Here is a 24,525-nt window from a genome sequence, read left to right as displayed (position 1 = left end):
TTATGCAGTTGAGCATGTCTGTATAATTCACGGGCGTGAAGACACGCCCCGCGGGATGGGGAGATATAAACAACTTCACTCTGCCGGGCGTGTCTTCACGCCCGGATGCCAGGAGCAAAGTTTGCGGTCGTGAAGACACGACCCGCCGGAGAAATAAACAAAAAAAGGGGAGCGATTTTGCTCCCCTTTTTTGTTCTCAATCTTGTTACAATTCAAAAAAAATTAAAATGTATATACATACGATCAAATTATGTAAATTTGGATAACGGATTCACCAGTTAACCTAAAATTTTCATTCATGGATTTTCTAAAAGCGATATATGACCATATAACTGGCTTTTTTGGCTTAGGTAATTTATATAACATCATTAAATCGGGCGATTATAGCAAGTTTTTATCATGGGATGGCGTTACGGCTGTTTTAGGGCCGATGCTGCCTGTGCTGCTTGTAGTTGAAATTATCCGCGGTGCTTTTTATAAAAAGTTTAAGGTTATCCATTATAAGATCTCATTTTGGACTTATGTGCTAAATGCTTTTATCGGCACCGTACTATCCATAGCAATGGTAACGCTTTGTATAGGCTTCTTTTCAAAGTTCGCTCTCTTCAAAACTACATTCACCTGGTACTGGTTTATCTACGGGTATATCATTTGGGAGTTCGCCCACTTTTGGTATCACTATTTGGCGCATAAAGTGCGGATATTATGGTGCCTGCATTCCACCCACCATGCGCCGGAGACTATGAACCTCTCAGTAACCTTCGCCCATTTCTTTTTAGAAGGCCCCTATGCCGATCTTATCCGTACCAGCATTTGTATTGTATTGGGTGTAAATCCACCTATGCTGTTCGTGATCATGTTTATAGATGGTTTCTGGGGATCGATGATCCATATTGGCGAAAATTTAATTGAAGATGGCCGGTTAGGTTTTCTGAATAAGATCTTACTTACGCCATCCCACCACCGGGTGCACCACGCGCGTAACCCACTGTACATGGATACCAACTTTTGCAATCTCCTGCCCATATGGGATAAAGTTTTCGGCACTTTTCAAAATGAGGACAGGAAAATTCCGATAGAATATGGCATTAGCCGCCCCATGGTTAAAAACAGTTTTCTGGATGCCTATTTTGGTGAGATCATCGCCTTAGCTAAAGATGTTGCCAGGGCACCAGGGATTAAAAACAAGTTGCTGTACATTGTAATGCCTCCGGGATGGAGCCATACTGGCGATCATAAAATGACTACGGTAGTTAAGAAAGCTTATTTTGAAAGTTTGGAGAGTAAGGAAGAAAGTTCAGCTAATAAAACGGCAAGGCAAAGCGAAAAAGAGCAATTAGCTTAATCACTAATCGTCATTGCGAGGAACGAAGCAATCCCCGACTTACAGAGAGGCTATGCAGGTTGCCCTGTACAGTTTGGGATTGCTTCGTTCCTCGCAATGACGAGATGGTAGAATTTATATAATTTTACGTCAATTCTCCAGCACCGCCCGCCTGCAATACTTATTCCTATAATCCTGCGGCGTTAAACCTGTTATCCGCTTAAATATCTTCCTGAAAGTTTTCAGATCGTTATACCCAACCTTATACATCAGCTCGCTGATATTGAAATTGGTTTTCTCCAGCCCTTTCTTCACCGATTCGATCTTTATCTTTTGAAGATACTCCATCGGTGTATTTTGCGTGGCGCTTTTAAACCTGCGGATAAAATTACGCTTGCTCATATTGGTTTGCCCGGCAATCTCCTCTACAGATATAGGCAGGTGATAATTATTTTCGATAAACAACTGCGACCGCCGGATCTCCTGATCTTCGTGCTGATATTGACCTTCAAATACCTGGAAATGCGCCTGGCTGGTACGGTCGATATCCAACGAGAACATTTTGCTGGCCCAGATGCCAACATCACGTCCGCAATATTTTTCGATAAGGTACAGCACAAGGTTCATGCTCGAGAAAGCGCCGCCGCTGGTATAAGTGCCATCCTTATCGGTGGTCACCATATCGGGCAGTATCTCAACCTTGGGGTATCTGCGTTTCATATCCTCAACGGCTACCCAATGTGTGGTGCAGGGTTTACCATCCAACACGCCTGCCTCGGCCAAAAAATAACTTCCGAAGCAAAGGCTGGCTACTTCAGCACCCTTCTCATACATCTGTTTTATAAAATCTATCAGTTTACGGTTCTTCCGCATCACCAGGTCGGGCGGGCCGTAAAAGGCCGGGGCAATTACCAGGTCGATATTACTGATCTCATCAATAGTTTTGAACCCGGTAAACTGTGCAGGGAAATAAAGCAGGTTGTTATTGATCTTTTCGCCTACCAGCATTACGCTAAAAGCTTCGGCTTTGCCGCTTTCAACCAAAAAACGGTTGGTGTGCCTCACCATATCCAATACGCCCGATATGGTTGAAAGATTGATGTCCTCGTGAATAAGCAGTGCTATTTCCTTCATTTGTATAAAACCAGGTTATATACAAATATATAAAAGCACCCGGCATCACAATGCCTTATCACCCACAAAAAACGTTTGACCGCCGTAAAAACCTATCGCTTAACCAATTTAATATTAGACGTTTAAACATTAACCCAAAATTTCGGCTATCTCTTCAAAGCCCTTTTCGCGGGCCAGATCGGCAGGGAGTTTGCCGCCTTCCATCCGGACAAAAACTTCTGCGCCGCTTTCAAGCAGCAGGATGATCAGATCGAGGTTGCCATTCTGCGCTGCGGAGTGTAAAGGGGTGGCACCGGCTTGTTGTACAACGTTTACTTTGGCACCGTTCTCTATCAGCATCCGGGCTATATCAGTGTAACTACCGGCAGCTGCCGAATGAATAGGAAAAACATTAAAACCATTGTTGGATTGCAGGTTAACATTAGCGCCTTTTAACACCAGGTACCGGGCAACATCAAAACGGCCAAAGTAACAGGCAAGGCCAAGCGCGGTAAAACCGTCTTCCGCATAATCATTAATAGCCTCGGGTTGGGTGTTTACCAGCAAGGCTACATCATCAAACTTACCGGCTGCAGCGGCTTCAAACAGGCTCAGATCTTTAATGTAATTGATCAATAAACCGGTAACCTCCGGCTTTTTATAATAGCACGAAAGCATCAGCGGCGATACACCCAAACTTGTTTTAGTTTTAACCAGCGATGGGTCGCGGCCAAGCAGGGTGTTGATACTATCCAGATCGGCCGAGGCAATGTATTCTTCCAGTCTTTCGATGCTCATTATGTAGTGGTAAGCGTTTTAAGCAACGCGGTTATCATTTTACTTTTTGTTAAAAATATTTTTAGTGTATAGGTATTTGATGTTTCCCAATTATACTAAAAATTTAAAATTATTGTTCAAACCTTCTTTAATCTATTAACTTTATATCACACCGGTCTGTAATTTTTAGTTGGCCGGAACGTCTTAATTATAAAATATTACCTGTTGTTACCACGAGGTTTACATGGGTAAAATTTTATGTAAGTTTGCAATAACGATTGTTACATCAGGATGCCGGCAAAAGGAAATCAGTTTAAATCAAATAGTTTTAGAGGAGAAAATCAGCCACGTGAAGGCGTAAAAGCTGAAAAAGGAAAGGTTACAAGCAAACGGTCATTTAAAATGCCAAGCTTTGACCTTGATGTGGAAAACAGCCGCGCCATCAAAATAGCAGGCCTGTTTTCGCTGTTGCTTTCGGTGTTTTTCCTCATCGCGTTTACATCATATTTGTTTACCTGGCAGGAGGACCAGAGCTACATCTCTAAAACAAACGGAGGTTGGCATAACCTGTCTACGGGCACTACCATTCACGAAATTTCGGACATTAATGATACTACTGTAAGGGCGCAAAACTGGCTCGGTAAACTTGGCGCGTTACTTTCAAACCAGTTTATTTATGAGTGGTTTGGCTTAGCATCCTTCCTGTTCATTTTTATATTTTTTGTGATCGGATACCGCCTGCTGTTTAAAGCGAGGTTGTTTTCTATCCGCAAAACTTTAGCTTACTCAATTTTCAGCATTGTATTTATATCGGTGTCTATCGCCTACCTACACTCATTTGTGATAGATTATCCTCATTATTTTGAAGGCGGCTTCGGCTTTTGGAGCAACCGCCTGCTTAGGGCACAAGTTGGCCCGGCTGGCACAGGTGGCGTGCTGATATTCTTAGCACTAACCGTATTGGTTATTGCCTATAATATCGATTTCAAGATCCCTAAACGTAAAAACCGTCCGGTTGCCGAAATGGAAGTTGACGAGATTGCACCAGAGCCCGTTGAGCTGATTGACGAAGATCCTTCAATGCCTCTGGAATGGCCTCGGGGAAATAATGCTATCCGCCAAACACACGTGAGCACTATCATGCCTGAACCAACTGTGCAAGAGCCGCTGCAACAGGAACCTTTCAGGCCCGATCCTTTAAGAAGGCCGCCTATGGAGCAAACTCCGGAATACCATGAGCCGGTTGTTTTGCGCCCCGAAAATACCATTAAGCACGAGCCTGAAGAAGAAGACGAGATCCCGCTTACTATCGACACCAATAGGCCATTACCTGAGCTAAGCGTTGAGCAAGCCGACAAAGCTGTACAAGATGACCTGCTAAGCAAATTTGGTGTTTACGACCATAAAATGGACCTGCTTGGCTATAAATTGCCTCACCTTGATCTGTTAGAAAACCATGGCTCAAACAAAATTTCGGTTAATGCCGAAGAGCTGGAAGCCAACAAAAACAAAATTGTTGAAACGCTGAACCATTATAATATTGAGATAGATAAGATCAAAGCCACCATTGGGCCAACGGTTACTTTGTATGAGATCATCCCTGCACCCGGCGTGCGGATCAGCAAGATCAAAAATCTGGAAGATGACATCGCTTTGAGCCTTGCCGCTTTAGGTATCCGTATTATTGCCCCTATGCCGGGCAAGGGTACTATCGGCATAGAGGTGCCAAATCAAAACCCCGAAATGGTTTCGATGCGCTCCATCCTATCTACCGAAAAATACCAGAACACTACCATGGATCTGCCCATAGCGTTAGGTAAAACCATATCCAACGAGGTATTTATTGCCGATTTGGCCAAAATGCCCCACTTGCTGGTTGCAGGTGCTACAGGTCAGGGTAAATCGGTTGGTATTAACGCTATCCTCGTATCCTTGCTTTACAAAAAGCACCCGGCCGAGCTGAAGTTTGTATTGGTGGATCCTAAAAAGGTGGAGTTAACGCTGTTCCGTAAGATAGAAAGGCACTTTCTTGCAAAACTACCTGATGATGGTGACGCGATCATTACGGATACAAAAAAGGTAGTAAACACCCTCAACTCGTTATGTATTGAGATGGACCAGCGTTACGACCTGCTGAAAGATGCCCAGGTACGTAACCTGAAAGAATATAACGCCAAGTTTGTTAACCGCAAAATAAGCGACCCGGAAAAACACCGCTACCTGCCATTCATTGTACTGGTGATTGACGAGTTTGCAGATTTGATGATGACCGCCGGTAAAGAGGTAGAAATGCCTATTGCCCGTATAGCTCAGCTTGCCCGTGCAGTGGGGATCCATTTGGTTATCGCTACGCAGCGTCCGTCGGTTAATATTATTACGGGTACTATTAAGGCCAACTTCCCGTCGAGGCTGGCATTCAGGGTGCTCTCAAAAATTGACTCACGTACTATATTGGATGCCGGTGGTGCTGATCAGCTGATCGGTCGCGGGGATATGTTATTCTCTACTGGTAGCGACCTCATCCGTTTGCAGTGCGCCTTTGTGGATACGCCGGAGGTGGAAGCGATATCTGATTTTATCGGTAACCAAAAAGGCTACCCATCTGCCATGTACCTGCCCGAATATGTTGGCGAAGGCGAGGCCAGCAGCAGTGCTAAAGAATACGATCCGGATGATCGCGACCCGATGTTTGAGGATGCCGCCCGATTGATTGTACTGCACCAACAGGGTTCAACCTCGCTTATCCAACGTAAAATGAAACTGGGTTACAATCGTGCAGGCCGTATCATCGATCAGTTGGAAGCCGCCGGTATTGTTGGCCCCTTTGAAGGCAGCAAAGCCCGTGATGTACTTTACCCTGACGAGTATAGCCTTGAGCGCTACCTCGAAACACTGCAAAAACCTGAATAAATTAAACCAACGCATATTTAATTACTCTAACCAATAACTATTAACACCAATAGTTGTTGACGAATAAAAACCGAATGAAAAAGATCATTTTATATACCATTTTAGCATTAAGTACAAGTACCGCGGCATTTGCCCAAAAAGATAGTCAGGCAAAAACCATATTGAGCCAGGTAAGTCAGAAATATAAATCGTATGATGTTATTAAAACCGATTTTACTTTTAGCCTCAACAACCAGCAGGCCGGTATTAAAGAAACACAAAACGGCACACTGATATCAAAAGCCAAAAGCGGCAAATACCGTGTAAGTCTGTACAACTCAGCTGCCAAACCCGAAATTGATAAAGAGATCATGAGCGATGGCAAAACCCAGTGGACTTACCTTAAAAAAGATAAAGAAGTACAGGTTGGCGAGGTAGAAAAAGGCGGCGACGGCTTAGGCAATCCTGCCCAAATTTTTACCATGTACGAGAAAGGTTTTAAATACCTGTACACCGGCGAGCAAAAAATTGCAGGCAAAACTTACCAAAACATTGAGCTTACCCCCGAGGATGAGAAGAAATCAATCTTCAAGGTAAAGCTGACCATCGATAAGGAAAAGAAACAGATCTATAGCGCCTTGTTGTTTGATAAAAACGGCAACCGTTATACCTATACTGTTCGCACCTTTACCCCTAACGTTCCTGCTCCTGATGCTACTTTTACATGGGATGCTAAAGGACATCCGGGTGTTGAAGTGGTGGATTTAAGGTAAACTTAGATGTGAGACGTGAGATTTGAGATATTGTTAGCCGGGATTTTTCCCGGCTTTTTTGTTTATAGCCGAACTATCATATTTCTCAAACTCGTCATTATAAGGTACGAAGCAATCGCGAACTACACAGAGCGGCTCTGCTTCCGTGCGATTGCTTCGTACCTCGTAATGACGTTGTTTTATATTCTTTTATTTGGATTACCTTCTAACTCTTCAATCTTCCTCATCACAGGACCTACTCTTTCCTCAACCGATGTATCGCCCTCAATAACCAGCACCTGCGTTTTCAGATTTTTGATCCAGTTGCGATGCGAATACAAACTGCGACTATTGGTTATCAGTTCATCATAGCCCCGCGCCCAATCAATAAACTCATGATAAAGCCTGTTACGCTCCCTATCGGTATGGATAATATCGCCATAACGCTCTAACTCCCGGTCCTTTAATCGTTGCAGCCTTACATCCTGCGGGATATATAAAAATACCGACAGATCAAACTGCCAGTTATTGTTCCAGTTGATAACAGAACCGCCCACAATCCAATTATCCAAACCTGCTATAGCCTCGTTGATCATGCTATTCCGTTTTTCAGCATCGCGTCTTACTGTAAAGGGAGGATCAGATTTTTCCCAGAAATAATGATCGCTATCAAAATAGGGATAACCGAGCTTTTCGGCAAGGGCATTGCCCAGGGTTGTTACACCCGAACCGGAAGCACCGAAGATATTGATGTGCATGGGATAGATATTTGGCCGGGCAAATAAACAAAAATAATTTACTCAATACGCTGAGTAAAATTACTCAGGGCATTGAGTAAATAGAAATCGGGCTTGATTTCATTGGTCGTAATGTCCATCCGACAAACTCGACTCTGCAAAGTCAATGATATCTTTTTCTTTCAATTCTATCAACTTAGCTTGAACTAAACGATAATCAAGTGCCGCTGGTACATCCATAGCAAGATAGGTTTTACCCATTCCCTCCCAGTTACATCCTAATTGTTCAAATATCTTACCCACATCTTTAATGTCTGCCTCCTTGTCTATTAAAACTACATGAATAGTCGAATGTCCGGAATACTCCCTTGTTTCCCTATAGGTTAACATTTGCTCGTCTGCATCATATTCTGCAAACACAATATCATTTGATGCTATAAGAGGGAGATAAAATGGGATATTTTCAAGTCTGTATAATCCTTCGTCTTCATTAATAATAGTTGCCCACATCGTTTCAACTGTTATTTCTTCAAGAATAGTACTGTATAACCGGAATAGTATTTTCTTATAATCGCTATCTGCCATAAACAAAACTACTCATTTCCCACTTTACCTCTCCGCTCCATCACCTCTCGCCAGGTAGTTAAAATAAAACCTTTCTGTTTCAGGTAAGCCTTAAACCGAGGATCCATCATGGCCAGCAGATCGCCTTTGCGTTTCTGCCCCTCGTTGCAGATATTTTTAAACTGAGATGAAGCGTTGGTACAATGCATCAGCACCATGGTTAAGCCCGGCGAAAAGCGATCAAAGTTTTCGATGTAATGATCAGTGTACCATTTTTGCAGTTCTTTGTCGTTTGCTTTTTCAATATCAGGCATTATCCAATCGTAGCTCGAGTTATCCAGATCATCCAGTACGGGTAAGCCGCCTTTCCAGGCTATATCGCCCATTTCTTTGGCCTTAGCCAATTCAGGAGGATCGGGTATAGTTATACCCTCGGTATATTTACCATCCTTTTTTAGTTGGGCTATAGTAGCATTTTTAGCTTCGGCTTTATAAAACAGGTCATCTCCACCGGGAATCATCACGGGGATTTTCTTTTCAATACCTAGATTAATATATTTTTCAAGATAAGATGGCTTGGCAAACAATGTACCCATGTGCGAATCGAGGTGGGTTGGGGTAAAGCCCATAGCTAAAGCCCTATCTAATTGGGCGCGAATTTCCTTGTCTACTTCATCAGCCGAAGCTTTAAAATATACACCTACCACCGTTGGCCAAAGTGCTCCTTCTTTATCCACCAATCCGGGTACGGCAGCTTTACCGGCCACCGGCCCCCAGCGGTAATTTTCCCACTCCGAGTTTAACGTAAGGTGCAGTCCGGCATCCATCCCCGGATGTTTATCCATGTAATGCTTAAAATCGGCCACCCAGGGGCATGGCATCATTACGCTGGTTGAGGTAGCTACGCCATTACCGATAGCCATTTCGGCCCCCTCATTACTCTCGTGCGACATTCCCGCATCATCAACATGAATAATAACTACCCTTGCACCTTTTGGCCAGCCAAGCTTTTCGGCATAGGTTTTAGTTTGTTGGGCATTGAGGACAACGCTTAAAATAATACCGGAGGCGGTAAGCAGTAAGTTCTTCATAGATAAAACTTTAGCATATAAAAGGTTATTAAAATTAGATAATTAATTACCAAATGTGACACGTAAATGCCAATTTCAACTATTAAATAGCCTCGTTTTTACTATTTTTGAAATTAATGCTTTCCGCAACCAACCATACACTCGAGAAACTGGAAATGCTGTTAAAAACGGCAGGTTACAAGGTGCGTTATGAAAAAGGAAATTTCAAAACAGGGGCCTGCCTGCTGCAAAGCAGTAAAATGATAGTAGTGAACCGTTTCTCAAACCTTGAAAGCAAAATTCTTGCTTTGGTTGAGTTATTGCGCGATCTTGAAGTTGACTACAAACTACTGGACGATAAACAGATAGCTTTTTTACAGGAAATTAAACAAACCAAACTGCAGCTGTGACTATAACATTTTTAGGAACCGGAACATCGCAGGGGGTACCTGTTATAGCTTGTAATTGCGAGGTATGTTTATCAACCGATAAGCGGGATAAAAGGCTCCGCAGTTCAATTTTGGTTGAGGCTGAAGATAAAACCATCGTTATTGATTCGGGTCCCGATTTCAGGTACCAGATGTTGCGGGCAAATGTGCAACACCTTGATGCCATAGTTTTTACCCACGAACATAAAGATCATATTGCCGGCATGGATGATATCCGCGCGTTTAACTACAAGCAAAACGTACCCATGGATATTTATGCCGATGACCGTGTGCAAAAAGCCCTGGCACGTGAGTTTCCTTATGTTTTTGATGGTACGGGCTACCCCGGCATCCCGCAGGTAAAAGTACATAACGTAGGGCTTGAGCCATTCAACATTGGTAGTATAGGCATTACCCCTATCGAGGTATTTCATTACCGCCTGCCCATAAAGGGTTACCGCATAAAGGATTTTACGTATGTAACTGATGCCAAAACCATACAGCCTGCTGAAAAAGAGAAAATAAAAGGGAGCCGCATATTGGTTATTAACGCCCTGCAAAAAGAAACGCATATTTCGCATTTTACCTTAGATGAGGCTATCGCTTTTGCTAATGATATAGGTGCCGAAATCACCTACTTTACGCACATTAGTCATAAACTGGGTAAGCATGCCGATGTATCGAAAGAATTGCCGCCCGGTATTGAACTGGCTTATGATGGCCTTAAACTTGAAATTTAACAATCCATATTAGCAGTTAAATCCGTACCTTAATCAAAATAGCCTATTATTTATGGAATACCTTGTTTACGTTAGCACCGCGAAAAAAACAATGGAGGATGCTGATTTGCTGGAGCTTCTTACCCAATCGCGTGAGCGAAATCTTCAACATAACATTACAGGCATATTACTATACAGTGAAGGCACATTTATGCAGGTTTTAGAGGGCGAAAAAGATGATGTTTATAAAATTTACGCTTCTATCGAACGGGATTTGAGGCATCGCAACATTATTAAATTAGTTACCGGCTTAGCAGATAAACGCGTATTTCCAAACTGGTCGATGGCTTTTTCATCTGTTAATGCCGAAACACTTGAAATGATAGAGGGCTATTTTAATTCCGCAAAAAACAGCTTTGAGCTTGATAAAAAACACGCTACCGTTATCATGCTGAAAACCTTTATCGATGCTAATAAGCTTTCGATATCTTTTTAAAACCCACCTATAGTTCGATAAAGCTCACTCTGTCTAAAGTTGCGCGGTATTGGTTCAGATGCCCTTTATCTTTTATATCAACTATACCGCGAATAGTAACCGGTTGGTTCTTGATCTGCGTAAACTGCCCGTTATTGTAAGTAAACAGTCCGATGTGGGTTCCAGCAATATAAAGCGGGCAATCCTGACTAAAATCTATCCAAAGGGCATTTTGATTAGAGTGATCGGCAAACAGTTTGCCATTGTATAACGCCGATTGCTCAAAACCCTCCTGGTACTTCCCCGAAACTTCGATGTATTGGTGCTGATATTTTTCGATGTGGCTGATCAATTCGGTAAAAGAAACCTTTTTGTAATTGATGCCGATATTGCAATCGCTTTGGAAGGCTTGTTTATGTTTACTACAGGATACAAACAGCAATGGCCAAACATAAGCCAATACCTTTCCGTATTTTTTGATTCCTGCAGCAGCCATTTAAATTAGTTTGGAAGCTTAAGATACTCAAAATAGCTGTAAATAAATTGTATAACGGATATTTTACGGAGTGGGGCGAGCTATGAGAACTGTACAACCATGTCATTGCGAGCGATAGCGTGGCAATCGCACGGAAGCAAAGCCGCCCTATATAGCATGCGATTGCTTCGTCGTTCTTTCTCGCAATGACATTTTTTTACCTTACCCTAAAAATCTACTTATTCAACTCCCGCAATTCATTCCTGATAAAAATACCAGCCGGTGTAAGGTTAGCCTCCGTCCAGCCGCCATAAGCAGGTGCATCTTGCTTCAGTAACGCCGTGGTTTCGTGTTTATCGGTAATGTTCCAGTTTGTCCAGCTTAGTTTGTTGGTTTCAGCCCATTTAAGCCAGGTTTGTGTTTTCTGTAAGTCAAATACGCCATCGCCGCTGGCTTCGCCTACGCCCCACTCGGTAATGATTAGCGGCAAGCCCATGGCTATAGCCTTATCTGCTTTAGCGCGCAGGCCTTCCTGGTGGTACGGGTCGCTGGCATAAAAGTGGAAGGAGTAGGCAATGTTTTCAAAACCTTTTACCGGATCGGCAGCGGCTATATCAACATCCTGATCCCAGTGCGGGCTGCCTACCACTATCAGGTTATCTTTATCGTATTTACGGATGATAGGGATGATCTGCAAAGCGTAATCCTTAACTGTTTTCCACTCTACCTTTTCAGGCTCGTTCCAGATCTCATATATTACGTTGGGCACGCCTGCATACTTTTTAGCCATCTGCTTAAAAAAATTCTTCGCCTGGTTTACATGCTCATTCGAGTGGTGATCGTGCCAATCTATCAGTACGTAGATGCCATCGCGGATAGCTTCATCAATAACTTTCGTCATCAATTCGGTTTGCTCATCAGGTTGTTGCAGATAGCCGCCATCGGGCTGTACCCCCATCGCCGCGCGGATAATAGATACTTTAAAATCATCGGCTATCCAACTTACCACACCTGGGTTATAATATTTGCGTCCCTGCCATAACGACCATGAGAAACTAAGCCCCCGTAGTTGCGGTGCTATGCCTTGCTGGTTCACAATTTTGCCATTGGCTACCTTAAGTTTGCCATTAACAGCAACGGGCGTCTGCGCTTTCAGCACCCCTCCTATCATCATCGCCGCTACCAGCATCAACAGGTTTTTCATATCTTATTTTTAATTAACACGACAGCAATTTATGCCCGCCACATTGCTAATATATCACTATGTAAAAATCCGATTAGATTATGATAAAATCAGCTAAAGTTTACCTCCATTTGTTATTGGCCTAATGTGGTTTTCATAGCTTCGCATTTTATTTATCCCGAGATGAAAAAGTACGTTTATTTGATCGTATGCCTGTTAATGGCAAATGCCACATTTGCGCAGGATACCACCCAAAAAGTTATCCCCGGCAGAAAAAACAGCATCGCTCAGCAAAAAAAGCCCTATGTTATTTTAATTTCTGCCGATGGCTTCAGGTACGATTATGCTAAAAAATATAACGCCCAACATTTACTCGCCCTAAGCGGCGAAGGTGTGCAAGCCGAATCAATGATCCCTTCATATCCCTCGGTAACCTTCCCCAACCACTACGCTTTGGTAAGCGGGCTATACCCATCACACTCCGGATTGGTAAACAACGTTTTTTACGACCGGGTGCGGGGCGATAGCTACTCGATGGGTGATAAGCAAAAAGTAAAGGACAGCAGCTGGTATTTCGGCACACCACTTTGGGTATTAGCCGAACAGCAAAAAATGATTTCGGCAAGTTTTTACTGGGTAGCTTCGGAGGCTGCCATTCAAAGCATCAACCCAACATATTATTACAATTACAACGAGAAAATAGCTATTCATGACCGCATTAGCGCTGTAGTGAACTGGCTCAAACTTCCCGAAGAAAAACGCCCGCATTTCATTACTTTTTACTTTCCGCAGGTTGACCATGCCGGGCATGTGTTTAGTCCGGATGCACCTGAAACCGAACATGAGGTTCATTTTGTTGATTCGGCAGTGAACGAGTTGAACAAGGCGGTTAAAGCAACCGGGCTTGATGTTAATTTTATTTTTGTGGCCGATCATGGCATGACCAAGGTTGATCGTGATCACCCTATCAGCATCCCCGCCGCTATTGACACCAACAAATTCAAAATATCCGGCGATGGTATTTTGGTTGAGTTGTATGCCAAGGATAAATCAGCTATACAACCGGCTTACGAACAATTAAAAGCCGAAGCAAAAGATTATGATGTGTACCTGAAAACCAATATGCCTGCCAACCTGCACTACAGCGCAACCGACGATTGGCATAACCGCATAGGCGATATTTTACTGATACCGCACTACCCTAAAGTATTTAACCTATGGAACAAAAAAACCATTAATATGGGCTGGCATGGCTACGATCCATATAAAGTTAAAGACATGCACGCCACATTTTTAGCTTGGGGACCGGCATTTAAACCGCATACTCAAATCCCTGCTTTTAAAAATGTTGACGTTTTTAATTTAGTAAACCGGATATTAGGCCTCAAATACAGCGGTAAAACCGATGGCACAGATGAACTGGCCAATAAAGTACTTCGCTAAAACAACATCGATATGAAAAAAATATTTGGATTGATACTGATTGGCTTACTGCCTTTAATGCTGCATGCTCAAAACCCAGCGGTGGTAAAGCAGCAAGCTAACGCTATGGCCCAAAGCATGATTAAAGGCGATTATAAAACCATAGTTAATTACACTTATCCTAAAGCTGTACAGCTGGCTGGTGGTAAAGAAAAAATGATAAACCTGATAGCCACCGGTGTACAGCAAATGAAAAATGCAAGCATTACGTTTGAAAGCGTTACCGTTGGCGATCCCGGTAAATTTTATAAAGCCGGTAACGAAATTCACTGCCTGCTGCCCGAAAACCTGATAATGAGCAGCCCTAAAGGCCGCCTTGCCATGCACAGCCACCTGTTGGCCGTTAGCAGTGATGGCGGTAAAAACTGGTCGTTTTTGGATATGAACAATTCGAGCACAGACAAGGTAAGGCAGTTGATTCCCAACTTTAACCCTGAACTAAAAATACCCGCCGCCACTACCGAGCCCTTACAATAACATCGAGATTTGGTTGGTAGGTTTATCCCTGTCAATAAACTGTGGGCGCATCAACTGCGTACCCAGGGTGGCGTTCAGCTTTTCGGTAACATAATCCGCCAATTCGGGCGAGTAGCGTTCATCGTGCTGGTGCATAAAAAACCATACCGATTGCAGGCCTTGCTCTTTCCAATTGGCAATGCGTTCAACCCATTCATCAACACGGGCGTAATCTGTAGGGTGCAGACTGTTGCCTACAAAACGGATAAAAGCATGTGGCGTTGGCAATGCCATATGCACCACATCGCGGCGGCCACTGGCATCAGTAATGATGGAGCCTATATTTAAATCACGGAAAAGGTTAAAAACTCTATCGCGGTTTTCGGCAACCGAAAACCATTCCTTATGGCGTAGCTCTACAAATACAGGAATATCTTTTGGCAGCTGTTCCAGGTAGTCTTTTAACTCAGGAAAACTTTTAGGCGTATAATTATCGCTCAACTGCAAAAACAGCGGACCAAGCTTATCGCCGAAGGCCAAAACACCTTCGTAGTAAGTAGTAGTGATGTCTTCCGCGTTTTTTAACCTGCGGATATGGCTAATGCTTTGAGAAAATTTGGGGCAAAATTTAAAAGCGGGATTACTATCGGCCTTGGCTTTCCATTTACCAATGGTATCCGGCCCATAAACATTATAAAAAGTGGCGTTAAGCTCAATACAATCAAAATGCTTTACGTACTCATCTAAAAAATTAGCGTCTTTAGTTTTAGGCGGATAAATTTTGCCTACCCATTCTTTACGTCCCCATTTAGCACAGCCAACGTGCACCTGTAAAGCACCGGTGCCTTTCGCGGCGGCAAGGGTTTCGATTGTAATTTGAGGATCGGGCGGAAGGGTAAAATCAACGCCTGCTAATTCTTCATCGGTAACGCGGCCAAATTCCATAATGGTTTATTTTGGCGAAAGATAGGAAAATGTCTTAATCAGAATTTAGATATTTTTTGATATAAACCAAAACGTCATTGCGAGGTACGAAGCAATCGCACGTTAGCAAAGCAGCTCTGTATAGTTCGCGATTGCTTCGTACCTCGCAATGACGTATGGAAATATCAACCTACAAAAACATCCCTCCCGAAGCTTCGATACGCTGCGCGGTTATCCAGCGGGCATCTTCAGTACACAGGAATGCGATTACTCCGCCAATATCATCAGGCAAGCCGATCCTGCCTAAAGCGGTTGATTTTGAGAGTATCTCATCCAAACCGGGATGCCCTTCAAGCGCTGCTTTGGTAAAATCTGTACGGATAATGCCTGGTGCTATCACATTGGCAGCTATGCCCCGGCCGCCCAATTCTTTTGCCAGGTATTTGGTGAATACTTCGATAGCGCCTTTCATTGATGCGTAAGCCGCGTAACCCGGAGTAGAGAAACGGGCCAAACCGGTCGACAGGTTGATGATCCTACCGCCATCGGCAATTACAGGCAAACTTTTTTGGGTTAAAAAGTAAACGCCTTTAAAGTGAACGTTAAAGAGGTTATCAAAATCTTCTTCGGTGGTTTGAGCAAATGGTGACGCGGCATCGATACCGGCATTGTTCACCAAAAAATCGAAGGTATCAGCGTCGAACTTCTCTTTTAGTGTTGTTTTAAGGTTGCCGATAAAAGCATCAAAAGTTGATACGATGCCCGTATCCAGTTGCAATGCAGCAGCTTTTTGTCCGACCGATTCGATTTCGGTAACAACAGCTTCTGCTTCTTCTTTTTTGCTGCGATAGGTAATTATAACGTCGAAACCTTTTTTGGCAATGTGCAGGGCGGCGCTTTTGCCAAGGCCGCGGCTACCGCCGGTAACTAATGCAATTTTATTTGTTTTCATTATGTTCTGTTTTAATGTTTTAACAATACAAAGTTGCTATAGTTAGCAGGAAAAATTATGGTGACTACTTCAGATTAAATGGTAATCATTTCAGTTTTTTAAGACGCGAAGTGGGTTAAGCAGGCTAACGCTTTTTCGTGGTGGGTTTGGGATAGGCTCGCAAAGACGCTAAGACGCAAAGTTTTTTGTGGAAACCGGATTTAACCGCAGCAGATGAGTAAACGCACAAAGGCGCTAAGTTTTTCTTATCAATAGTTGTAAAATAAAGACTATATGCAGCAAGCCTATAAAACTATTCACTTAAAAATCTTTGCGTCTTAGCGCCTTTGCGTGCCTAAAATCTCAAATCTTTTCTTTTGCGTTCGTTACAAACAAGTGCAAAATGATTAACCATTAGCAGAATGCACCAGAGGTGCAAAAGCTTTGTAGCTATCAAATAAGTAATTTTTTGTGTGCCAGAGGTACACAACTCTCCGCCATATCCGTTTAATTTCGACCCGGACTACTAACCAAAGGCTTATCAAAAGCAATTTATCACCCTCAAAATCAATTCAAAACAAATAAAAATCAAAATAAACTACTAAAACTATAGGAATTATATAATTTACTCTTATATTTGCATTGTCAATAACGACAGAGCGTTCTTTGTATTGACTTATCAAGAAAGACTGAGGGAAAGGCCCAAAGACGTCTTAGCAACCTGTGCATCCGCAAAATGCAAAAGGTGCTAATTCCTGCTCCTGTGCAAAACGAGGAGAGAGATAATTAATATCTGCCCCACTACCGATCTGATTAAGTGATCATTACAGTTTTCAAGTCGCGTGACCGAGAGGATAGGTGGGGGTCCGCATTACCCTATACGGCAGTTCGAATCTGCCCGCGACATCAAATTTCCCAAACACAATTTCTCGTTATTAATGACCATAGATTTATACTACCAGGATAAACTATATCATGTTATAAGGCCCTTCTATTTAAACATCGGGCTTGCTAAAGCAAAAAGTAAATCCCTATATTTAACCGTGCTTACCTACGCATAACTGTTAAAACCGGTTTAAATCATCGCGATTGCTTTATGAAGATCTTCAACATTGTTTGGGTTGTACTTTTTATCATTTTTGCAGGCCTGCAATATAACGATCCCGATCCTTACCTCTGGATGCCCATTTATCTGTACTGCGCGTGGTTTTGTTACCTCGCCACAAAAAAGGAGTTTTTCCCCATTGGTTATGCTTTTGGTATTGTTGTTTTTGCGGGATATGCCGGCTACAAAATTTTTGACAGCAACGGCTTGATCGATTGGTTTGAAGTTCACCATGCCGAAAGCCTTGTACAAACCATGAAAGCCGAAAAGCCCTGGGTTGAAGAGGTTCGCGAGTTTTTTGGCTTGTTGATCTGTATAGCCGTTTTAGGCGCTAACTGGGTATATGGGGTAAAGGAAAGTAAAAAGTTGGTTGCGATAAAATCTAAAAAGAACAGCAAAAAAACTACAAGTAGGTGATTCCCGTAAAACTATCTTCGTAGTAATAAAAAGGCTCAAAATTATCGTCGGCAAGTTCGCAGCTTACCTGCATGCTGTTAAATATCACATCACCAAAAATATTGGCCACTGCCGAATCCGCGGCATCAAAACCGGTGGCTATTTTAACAAAGCCGTTAAGCGGTACCAGTTGAGTAGCATCAAACAGCACCCATTTTCCATCTAAATAAGCTTCGAAACAGGCATGGAAATCGGCAGGGTAAAGTTGATAGGCGTAGCCTGTAAAATAGCGTGCCGGTATAGTAAGCGCCCTGCAAAGGGCTATCCCTAAATGCGCGAAATCCCTGCACACCCCGGCTTGTTCGGTAACGGTGTTAAACGCCGATGTTTGCGAAGTGGTAGAGCCGCTAAGGTATTGCACATTCTTATTGATCCAACCGGTTAAGGTAAGCACCTGCTGAAATGGGTTGGTAATATGGCCGAACATATTATGCGCCATCCGGTACAACTTGTCCGATTCGCAATACCTGCTGGGATTTAGGTAGGGCAACACCGAACTATCAAGTGCCGATACCTGGGTTTCGGTAGCGTAGCTAAAATCATTGATCTCATAATAGTTATCAACAGTAGCCCGGTAGGTTGCCCTAACGTTAGGCGTATATTCGGTAACGCCAAACTTAACCAATCGCTTTTCGCCTTGCGGCGATTGAAACTCACTGCACGGGATATACGGCTCTAACAAAAACTCCTCGTCAACTACGGTTTGGCCCGGTGTGTTAAGCGCATGGATATTGAGTATTAACGTGCCTTCGGCTTGTACAATATATTCCAGCTCACTAAACACATTAAATTTCATCTTTATATTTTTGCTTTTTGTTAATTGAAAAGAGAGCTATTTAAGCTCATAAAAAACACACTTGCCCACCACCCTATTTTCCCATTGCCGGGTTTAAACAATGGTTAAAGATTCTATTTTTATAGCTGTAAGCCAACAATGCTAAATCTATTTAAATTATCGCACATTATTGATAAAACCATAACAAACTATATTTTTCTATAACATTTCTCTATATTGCCACACCTTTTTAACCTGTATAGCAATGAGTTACAAGCAAACCCTGCTTTTATTGTGCCTATTTACGGTGAATATTGTTTTCGCGCAAAAACCGAAACCCGTGGCTGTTATTTTTGATACAGACATCGCCGGCGATTATGATGATGTTGGTGCCATGGCCCTGCTACATGCTTTTGCCGATAAAGGCGAGGCAAAAATTTTGGCTACCATATCAAGCAACGCTTTTGAAACCACCGCGCCAACCATCAGCGTAATTAACACTTATTTTGGCAGACCAGAGATCCCCATCGGCATAACTAAAAAAGATAAGCCCAATAAAGATTGCGCTCAACAATGGGCGCAGGCAATCATTGCAAAATATCCCCACAACATTAAATCAAACACCCAGGCTATCGAAGCTGTTTCCCTTTACCGAAAAATACTGGCCACACAACCCGACACAAGCGTTACCATCATTTCGGTAGGCTTTTTCACTAACCTGGCCGATCTGCTGGCCTCCCCTGCCGATAAATATAGTAAGCTAAGCGGTATACAACTTGTAAAAAAGAAGGTAAAGAAGCTCGTTTCGATGGCGGCGGGTATAGGCCCCGATGGTAAAACTTTTAGCGAGTACAATGTAAATGTCGACGCGGCATCATCGCAAAAAGTGTTCAGCAACTGGCCTACCCCGGTTATATTAAGCGGTTTTGAAATTGGGGAGAAAATACTGACAGGTATAACGCTCATCAACAATCAATCGATACAAAACAGCCCCGTAAAAGATGCTTTTAAAATTGCTTTAACCAAAGATAAAAATACCGTAGGTCGAAACAGCTGGGATGAAACCGCAGTACTAACTGCTATACGTGGGCCCAAGCCCTACTTTAGCTATCGCAAGCTAAATATGCACATAAAAGACGACGGTACAGATTTAGTGATACCCGGTGAACGTTTTTTATATCTGCAGTTTGTGCGGCAACCCGATGAAATTGCGAAGGCTATTGAAAGCCTTATGATGCATCTCCCCAATAAAAAGCCTTAAATAAACCTATAAAAATACCCACTGGTTGGTATATGTTATTTTATTAAATGATCGCACTTTAGATTGATTTTTAAGTTATGAGCAGATTTATCCAGATCCAGGAATCCATTTTTGTTGAAAAGTGCATCATTTGTGGCGCGCGCCCTGTTATTGAACAAAAAGCGGGAAAATTTATTGTACGTTGCAAAACAAGCGACAGCCATTATCAAACCAAACCAGGGCTGGTTGATATTGACAACTGGAACAAACATAACCACAAACCAGATAGCGACAGCGACAATGTCCGTCACCTGAAGCAGGGCTAAAGCTTTGTTATTTAAACAAAACCGTCACCACATAACCGATACCTTCTTTTATGTAAGTTCCCCAGCCGGCCATAGCACCTGCGTTGGGCAGCAGATCTTCGGCCGAGAACGAGAAATTACGGGTTGAAAAATTGCAGAAGCGACAGCCATTATCAAACCAAACCAGGGCTGTTGATATTGACAATTGGAACAAACATAACCACAAACCAGATAGCGACAGCGACAATGTCCGTCACCTGAAGCAGGGCTAAAGCTTTGTTATTTAAACAAAACCGTCACCACATAACCGATACCTTCTTTTATGTAAGTTCCCCAGCCGGCCATAGCACCTGCGTTGGGCAGCAGATCTTCGGCCGAGAATGAGAAATTGCGGGTTGAAAAATTACAGGGATAAGCAATTACATCGATGCCCTGCTTTTTGAATATCATCATGGAGCGGCGCATATGGAAAGCGGATGTTACCAGCAAGTAAGGGCCTTTTAATTTTTGTGTTTGCAATAGCTGTTTGGTAAAGGCCGCGTTTTCTATCGTATTGCGCGATTTGTTTTCTATCAGCAAACAACTATCCGGCACTTGTAGGTCTTTATACTGCTCCTTTGTCCAATCTGCCTCTCTATAGGCCGAAGGCATCAGCAAGCCGTTACCACCTGTTAGCAGCAGCTTATCAACCCTACCCATTCGCTGTAAGCGTAGCCCCTGGATAAATCTATCGGCGGCCATATTAAAAAAGCCTCCGCCACGGCCATCGTCCGAACTGAAACCACCCAATACAATAGCACAACTGTATTTTTTATTAGGCTGTATATTAGTATCCCGGATATCCCAGGCCCAGCTAACTGCATTGATAAGCACCGAGTTGGAAAAAATATAAAGTAATAGGATGCCCCAAAGCAAAAATTTTTTCTTCCGTTTAACGTTCTTTGAAAATAGCGCTATCAGCAAAAAGGCAAATACCCACAAAAGCAGGTTCATTAAAAACGATAACACTTTTGAAAATATAAAAAACATAGCGGGCAGTTAGGTGCCTCAAATATAGAAGCTTTTGCTAACGATAGTAACAAACTGGCATTATCATTGTCATATAACCAAACAAAAGAAAAAAGAAACATCATGGGATTTATAAAAACCATTGCCATTGGCGCAGCTGTTGCTTACGGTATTAATTACGTAACCAAAAAAGGACCGGACGGTAAATCGATAGTCGATAACCTGGTTGATAACGCCCCGGATTGGGCCGACCGTGCGAAAAAATACGGCGAGCTTACTTTAGAGCAAATTGCCGTTCGCGCGCAAAACTTCAGGGATAATACAAGGGGATAAACATTCCCGATATATATGCACAACATTCTCTTTTTTGGCGATAGCCTCACGGCAGGCTATGGCCTAAAAGATGCCAAATCACAATCATTACCTGCACTTATTCAGCAAAAGCTGGATGGGGAGGGGCTTGCTTATCATGTAATAAACGGAGGCGTTAGCGGTGATACCACATCGGGCGGATTATATCGGCTTGACTATTGGATCAACAGACCGACAGCCATTTTTGTGCTGGAACTCGGGATTAACGATATCATCAGGGGCATTCCTCCCCAAACTACTGCCAATAATTTACAAACGATAATTGACCGGGTAAAACAAAAGCACCCTCATGTAAAGATAGCTGTGATGGGTATGGAGATCCCTGATTTTATTCCGGGTACATTTGCCGCCCAGTTTAAAGCCATCTTCCGCAAAATTGCCGAGGCTAATAACCTGGCCTTTTTACCTTTTTATTTGCAGGGGGTAGCAGGTGTGGCGCATCTTAATTTACCTGATAGGTTACATCCTAACGCTGAAGGGTATAAGGTTATAGCTGAAAATGTTTGGCCGGTGATAAAGGGTTTATTATAGAATAAAAACATGTCATTGCGAGCGATAGCGTGGCAATCGCTTGCTATACAGAGTCGCCCTGCTTCCGTGCGATTGCCACGTCGCACCTTCGCTCTACCCTGGCAGGCTCCTCGCAATGACATATCAGAATATTACAGACCAAGATCTTTCATCAACCATTGCTCCCTATAATGCTTTGGCGTAACGCCTTGAAAACGCTTAAAAAACTTAGTGAAATTTGACGGATCGAAAGTAAGTCGGGTAGCAATTTCGGCCACGCTTGTTTTATTTTCCTGGAGCAGGGCTTTGGCTATTTCCATAATTTTCTCTTCGAAAAAATAACAGGGATGCTGCCCGGTGGTGAGTTTAATGGTATTGCTAAGGTGTGTTGGATGGATGTGCATCGCCTCGGCAAAATCGCGGATCTCGAACATATCCAGCACACGGTTATTCATCACATCATCCAAATGTTTATCAATCGCCTTTAAATAATCGGCAGTGATCTCGTGCTGGCGGGCCAGGATCTTTTTCGGAATGGTGAGCGTTGCTTCCATAACACAAAATTAACTAAACAAATCGGGCTTATACAATGGTGCCACCCGCTTTTTGGAGGCCTGCTCATAAGCATAACCCAGTTTAATGATCTCGCCCTCGCGGTAAGCCGTACTAAAAAACGACAGGCCTACCGGCAGCCCATGTGCCAAACCCATAGGCACTGTAATATGCGGATAGCCCGCCATAGCTGCCGGACCAGAAAAGCCGAAGCCATTATCATAATCGCCATTTACCAAATCGATACATACGGCCGGGCCGTTGGTTGTGCCTATGATAGCATCCAGCTTATACCTGGTCAGTATATCGTCTATAACTTTACGGGTACCCTCATTGGTCTGCTTAACAGCATCAAGGTATTCTTTACTGTTCAGATCTCCTTTGGCCTGCGCCAGTTCCATGGTTTCCTGTTTAAAAAAGGGCATGGCTTTGGCTTCGTTTTGTTTGTTGAAGGCAATCACATCGGCCAATGATTTTATTTTGCTGTTAGCATTGGCGAAATACTGGTTAAGGCCATCTTTAAACTCATACAGCAACACATTAAATTCGTTTTTGCCGATATCTTTCATTTCATGGTAAACTTGTACTTCTACTACTTCGGCACCCTGCTTTTTTATTGTTTCGATAGCTTCTTTTAATAAAGCCACAACTGCAGGGTTACCTTCCAATGCGCCTTTCTCTACACCGAGGCGTTTCCCTTTCAGCCCGTTAACATCTAAAAATTTTGTATAATCGGCTTCAACCTTGCCTTTACTGGTTAATGTAGCCAAATCGGCAGTATCAATACCGGTAAGCAGTCCAAGTAGTATAGCTGCATCCTTAACCGTGCGTGCCATTGGGCCGGCGGTATCCTGAGTTTTGGAGATCGGGATAATCCCCGAACGGCTCCACAACCCTACTGTTGGTTTGATACCAACCAATCCATTTACAGAGGATGGCGACACGATAGAGCCATCTGTTTCGGTACCAATACCTATCACACACAAATTAGCTGCAACCGCCGTACCTGTCCCAGCGCTCGAACCGCTTGGGTTTCTATCTAAAATATAAGGATTTTTGGTTTGCCCTCCCCTGCTGCTCCAGGCACTGGTTGAATGTGTGGAGCGGAAGTTTGCCCACTCGCTTAAATTCGTTTTGCCTAATATTACCGCGCCTGCTTCACGCAGTTTATGCACAATAAATGCATCCTGTTTGGCAAAATTATCGGCCAGGGCCAATGAACCTGCCGTAGTGTGCATATTATCGCCTGTATTGATATTATCTTTTATTAATACCGGGATACCATGCAAAGGGCCACGAACTTTTCCTTTTTCACGTTCCTTATCCATAGCATCGGCCATGTTCAGGGCATCTTTATTTAGTTCGATGACCGAATTTAGCATAATGCCTTTTTTATCTATCTGATCTATGCGTTTTAGGTACAGCTCGGTAATGAGGCGTGAAGTAAACTGCTTAGCCTGCATTTTTTGTTGCAGATCGGTTATCGTTGCTTCGCTTAGCTCAAATATATCATCCTTAGCGTTGGCGACAGCCGTACTGTCCGGATTTTGATTTTCGGGCGATGGCTGGTTGCATGACGCGGCTACAAGCGTTGATATGGTTAACCCGGCTAACGAACCTGTTTTCAAGAAATTTCTTCTGTGCATAAACGTTTAAAATAAAAGGCATTACAAGTAACAAAATATTTAACTGTTTTGGAAACGCAAAGCTTCAGTGCGGTTAATTGTTACAATGTGGAGGATCTGCTTTCTCGCAAAGACGCAAAGGCGCTAAAGTTTTTAGGCGTGGAAAATTTGAGGTTTTAGGCACGCAAAGGCGCTAAGACGCAAAGATTTTTTAAGTGAATAGCTTTGTAAGCTTACCACATGCAAACCTTAATATACAACTCTGTATAAAAAACCTT

General features: G+C 43.0%; 27 protein-coding genes and 1 riboswitch. Of the genes, 13 read left to right on the top strand and 14 right to left on the bottom strand.

Going from position 1 to position 24,525, the window contains the following annotated elements:
- The first annotated feature begins 298 nt into the window (after positions 1-298).
- A complete protein-coding gene (locus AAFN85_RS12380) occupies positions 299-1,345 on the top strand; it encodes a sterol desaturase family protein (RefSeq protein ID WP_347527618.1) in 1,047 nt (348 codons plus the stop codon).
- 129 nt (positions 1,346-1,474) lie between these two features.
- Here AAFN85_RS12380 and AAFN85_RS12375 read toward each other — a convergent pair whose 3' ends face one another.
- A complete protein-coding gene (locus AAFN85_RS12375; protein ID WP_347527616.1) occupies positions 1,475-2,458 on the bottom strand; it encodes a helix-turn-helix domain-containing protein in 984 nt (327 codons plus the stop codon).
- 129 nt (positions 2,459-2,587) lie between these two features.
- The gene (locus AAFN85_RS12370; RefSeq protein ID WP_347527615.1) at positions 2,588-3,235 is read right to left on the bottom strand and encodes an ankyrin repeat domain-containing protein; all 648 of its coding nucleotides are present in this window, start codon (positions 3,233-3,235) and stop codon (positions 2,588-2,590) included.
- 270 nt (positions 3,236-3,505) lie between these two features.
- Here AAFN85_RS12370 and AAFN85_RS12365 point away from each other — a divergent pair, with 270 nt between their 5' ends.
- Both AAFN85_RS12365 and AAFN85_RS12360 read left to right on the top strand, forming a co-directional pair.
- Positions 3,506-6,124, top strand: coding sequence for a DNA translocase FtsK 4TM domain-containing protein (locus tag AAFN85_RS12365; RefSeq protein WP_347527613.1), 2,619 nt, complete (start codon positions 3,506-3,508; stop codon positions 6,122-6,124).
- A gap of 74 nt (positions 6,125-6,198) precedes the next feature.
- Positions 6,199-6,876 (top strand): outer membrane lipoprotein carrier protein LolA, encoded by a 678-nt coding sequence (locus tag AAFN85_RS12360; RefSeq protein WP_347527611.1) that lies wholly within the window; start codon positions 6,199-6,201, stop codon positions 6,874-6,876.
- A gap of 179 nt (positions 6,877-7,055) precedes the next feature.
- Here AAFN85_RS12360 and AAFN85_RS12355 read toward each other — a convergent pair whose 3' ends face one another.
- The 3 genes from AAFN85_RS12355 to AAFN85_RS12345 form a co-directional block, all read right to left on the bottom strand.
- The gene (locus tag AAFN85_RS12355; protein WP_347527610.1) at positions 7,056-7,613 is read right to left on the bottom strand and encodes an AAA family ATPase; all 558 of its coding nucleotides are present in this window, start codon (positions 7,611-7,613) and stop codon (positions 7,056-7,058) included.
- Between the two features lie 99 nt (positions 7,614-7,712).
- Complete coding sequence (locus AAFN85_RS12350; RefSeq protein ID WP_347527609.1) at positions 7,713-8,177, bottom strand: DUF4265 domain-containing protein; 465 nt, start codon at positions 8,175-8,177, stop codon at positions 7,713-7,715.
- An 8-nt stretch (positions 8,178-8,185) separates the two neighbouring features.
- Positions 8,186-9,247, bottom strand: a complete 1,062-nt coding sequence (locus tag AAFN85_RS12345) for a polysaccharide deacetylase family protein (RefSeq protein ID WP_347527607.1) — start codon at positions 9,245-9,247, stop codon at positions 8,186-8,188.
- Between the two features lie 116 nt (positions 9,248-9,363).
- Here AAFN85_RS12345 and AAFN85_RS12340 point away from each other — a divergent pair, with 116 nt between their 5' ends.
- From AAFN85_RS12340 to AAFN85_RS12330, 3 genes are read left to right on the top strand one after another with little or no spacing between them, the layout of a single operon-like run.
- Positions 9,364-9,636: a hypothetical protein gene (locus tag AAFN85_RS12340; protein ID WP_347527606.1), complete on the top strand. Its 273-nt coding sequence runs from the start codon at positions 9,364-9,366 to the stop codon at positions 9,634-9,636.
- Positions 9,633-10,394, top strand: coding sequence for an MBL fold metallo-hydrolase (locus tag AAFN85_RS12335; RefSeq protein ID WP_347527605.1), 762 nt, complete (start codon positions 9,633-9,635; stop codon positions 10,392-10,394). The genes AAFN85_RS12340 and AAFN85_RS12335 overlap by 4 nt, the downstream gene beginning before the upstream one ends.
- 52 nt (positions 10,395-10,446) lie before the next feature.
- Entirely contained in the window at positions 10,447-10,869 is a 423-nt protein-coding gene (locus AAFN85_RS12330) for a BLUF domain-containing protein (protein WP_347527603.1), read from the top strand.
- Between the two features lie 7 nt (positions 10,870-10,876).
- Here AAFN85_RS12330 and AAFN85_RS12325 read toward each other — a convergent pair whose 3' ends face one another.
- Positions 10,877-11,344, bottom strand: a complete 468-nt coding sequence (locus AAFN85_RS12325; RefSeq protein ID WP_347527601.1) for a hypothetical protein — start codon at positions 11,342-11,344, stop codon at positions 10,877-10,879.
- Between the two features lie 214 nt (positions 11,345-11,558).
- Positions 11,559-12,527: a glycoside hydrolase family 5 protein gene (locus AAFN85_RS12320; protein WP_347527600.1), complete on the bottom strand. Its 969-nt coding sequence runs from the start codon at positions 12,525-12,527 to the stop codon at positions 11,559-11,561.
- A 162-nt stretch (positions 12,528-12,689) separates the two neighbouring features.
- On the opposite strand from AAFN85_RS12320, the gene AAFN85_RS12315 reads away from it, so the two are divergent.
- Both AAFN85_RS12315 and AAFN85_RS12310 read left to right on the top strand, forming a co-directional pair.
- Entirely contained in the window at positions 12,690-13,949 is a 1,260-nt protein-coding gene (locus AAFN85_RS12315) for an ectonucleotide pyrophosphatase/phosphodiesterase (protein ID WP_347527599.1), read from the top strand.
- A gap of 12 nt (positions 13,950-13,961) precedes the next feature.
- Positions 13,962-14,465 carry a hypothetical protein gene (locus tag AAFN85_RS12310; protein WP_347527598.1) on the top strand — a complete coding sequence of 168 codons (504 nt, stop codon included), beginning with the start codon at positions 13,962-13,964 and terminating at the stop codon, positions 14,463-14,465.
- Here AAFN85_RS12310 and AAFN85_RS12305 read toward each other — a convergent pair.
- Both AAFN85_RS12305 and AAFN85_RS12300 read right to left on the bottom strand, forming a co-directional pair.
- Positions 14,457-15,389 (bottom strand): DUF72 domain-containing protein, encoded by a 933-nt coding sequence (locus AAFN85_RS12305; protein WP_347527597.1) that lies wholly within the window; start codon positions 15,387-15,389, stop codon positions 14,457-14,459. The two genes, AAFN85_RS12310 and AAFN85_RS12305, sit on opposite strands and share 9 nt — an antisense overlap.
- Positions 15,390-15,558: 169 nt before the next feature.
- Entirely contained in the window at positions 15,559-16,320 is a 762-nt protein-coding gene (locus tag AAFN85_RS12300; RefSeq protein WP_347527596.1) for an SDR family oxidoreductase, read from the bottom strand.
- A 652-nt stretch (positions 16,321-16,972) separates the two neighbouring features.
- A riboswitch (SAM riboswitch) is annotated at positions 16,973-17,088 on the top strand.
- 307 nt (positions 17,089-17,395) lie between these two features.
- Between AAFN85_RS12300 and AAFN85_RS12295 the strand changes: the two genes are divergently transcribed.
- A complete protein-coding gene (locus AAFN85_RS12295) occupies positions 17,396-17,821 on the top strand; it encodes a transmembrane 220 family protein (protein WP_347527594.1) in 426 nt (141 codons plus the stop codon).
- Here AAFN85_RS12295 and AAFN85_RS12290 read toward each other — a convergent pair.
- A complete protein-coding gene (locus AAFN85_RS12290) occupies positions 17,808-18,656 on the bottom strand; it encodes a transglutaminase family protein (protein WP_347527593.1) in 849 nt (282 codons plus the stop codon). The genes AAFN85_RS12295 and AAFN85_RS12290 overlap by 14 nt on opposite strands.
- A gap of 244 nt (positions 18,657-18,900) precedes the next feature.
- On the opposite strand from AAFN85_RS12290, the gene AAFN85_RS12285 reads away from it, so the two are divergent.
- Both AAFN85_RS12285 and AAFN85_RS12280 read left to right on the top strand, forming a co-directional pair.
- Positions 18,901-19,896, top strand: coding sequence for a nucleoside hydrolase (locus AAFN85_RS12285; RefSeq protein WP_347527591.1), 996 nt, complete (start codon positions 18,901-18,903; stop codon positions 19,894-19,896).
- Positions 19,897-19,973: 77 nt separating this feature from the next.
- Positions 19,974-20,201, top strand: a complete 228-nt coding sequence (locus AAFN85_RS12280) for a hypothetical protein (RefSeq protein WP_347527590.1) — start codon at positions 19,974-19,976, stop codon at positions 20,199-20,201.
- A gap of 7 nt (positions 20,202-20,208) precedes the next feature.
- Here AAFN85_RS12280 and AAFN85_RS12275 read toward each other — a convergent pair whose 3' ends face one another.
- Positions 20,209-20,385, bottom strand: coding sequence for a hypothetical protein (locus tag AAFN85_RS12275; protein WP_347527588.1), 177 nt, complete (start codon positions 20,383-20,385; stop codon positions 20,209-20,211).
- 74 nt (positions 20,386-20,459) lie between these two features.
- Positions 20,460-21,209, bottom strand: a complete 750-nt coding sequence (locus tag AAFN85_RS12270; RefSeq protein WP_347527587.1) for a YdcF family protein — start codon at positions 21,207-21,209, stop codon at positions 20,460-20,462.
- A 102-nt stretch (positions 21,210-21,311) separates the two neighbouring features.
- Here AAFN85_RS12270 and AAFN85_RS12265 point away from each other — a divergent pair, with 102 nt between their 5' ends.
- Together AAFN85_RS12265 and AAFN85_RS12260 are read left to right on the top strand one after the other, a co-directional pair.
- Positions 21,312-21,521, top strand: a complete 210-nt coding sequence (locus AAFN85_RS12265) for a YtxH domain-containing protein (protein ID WP_347527586.1) — start codon at positions 21,312-21,314, stop codon at positions 21,519-21,521.
- Positions 21,522-21,536: 15 nt separating this feature from the next.
- Positions 21,537-22,091 (top strand): arylesterase, encoded by a 555-nt coding sequence (locus tag AAFN85_RS12260; protein WP_347527585.1) that lies wholly within the window; start codon positions 21,537-21,539, stop codon positions 22,089-22,091.
- A 131-nt stretch (positions 22,092-22,222) separates the two neighbouring features.
- Here the strand turns inward: AAFN85_RS12260 and AAFN85_RS12255 are convergent, their stop codons facing one another.
- Together AAFN85_RS12255 and AAFN85_RS12250 are read right to left on the bottom strand one after the other, a co-directional pair.
- The gene (locus AAFN85_RS12255; protein WP_347527584.1) at positions 22,223-22,624 is read right to left on the bottom strand and encodes an AraC family transcriptional regulator; all 402 of its coding nucleotides are present in this window, start codon (positions 22,622-22,624) and stop codon (positions 22,223-22,225) included.
- A gap of 9 nt (positions 22,625-22,633) precedes the next feature.
- Positions 22,634-24,268 (bottom strand): amidase, encoded by a 1,635-nt coding sequence (locus AAFN85_RS12250; protein WP_347527583.1) that lies wholly within the window; start codon positions 24,266-24,268, stop codon positions 22,634-22,636.
- Positions 24,269-24,525: the final 257 nt, after the last annotated feature.

The sequence above is a fragment of the Mucilaginibacter sp. CAU 1740 genome (genome assembly GCF_039839285.1).
Classification (GTDB): Bacteria; Bacteroidota; Bacteroidia; order Sphingobacteriales; family Sphingobacteriaceae; genus Mucilaginibacter.
The sequence above is the reverse complement of the archived record's forward strand: the minus strand, read 5'-3'. Positions and strand labels throughout refer to the sequence as shown.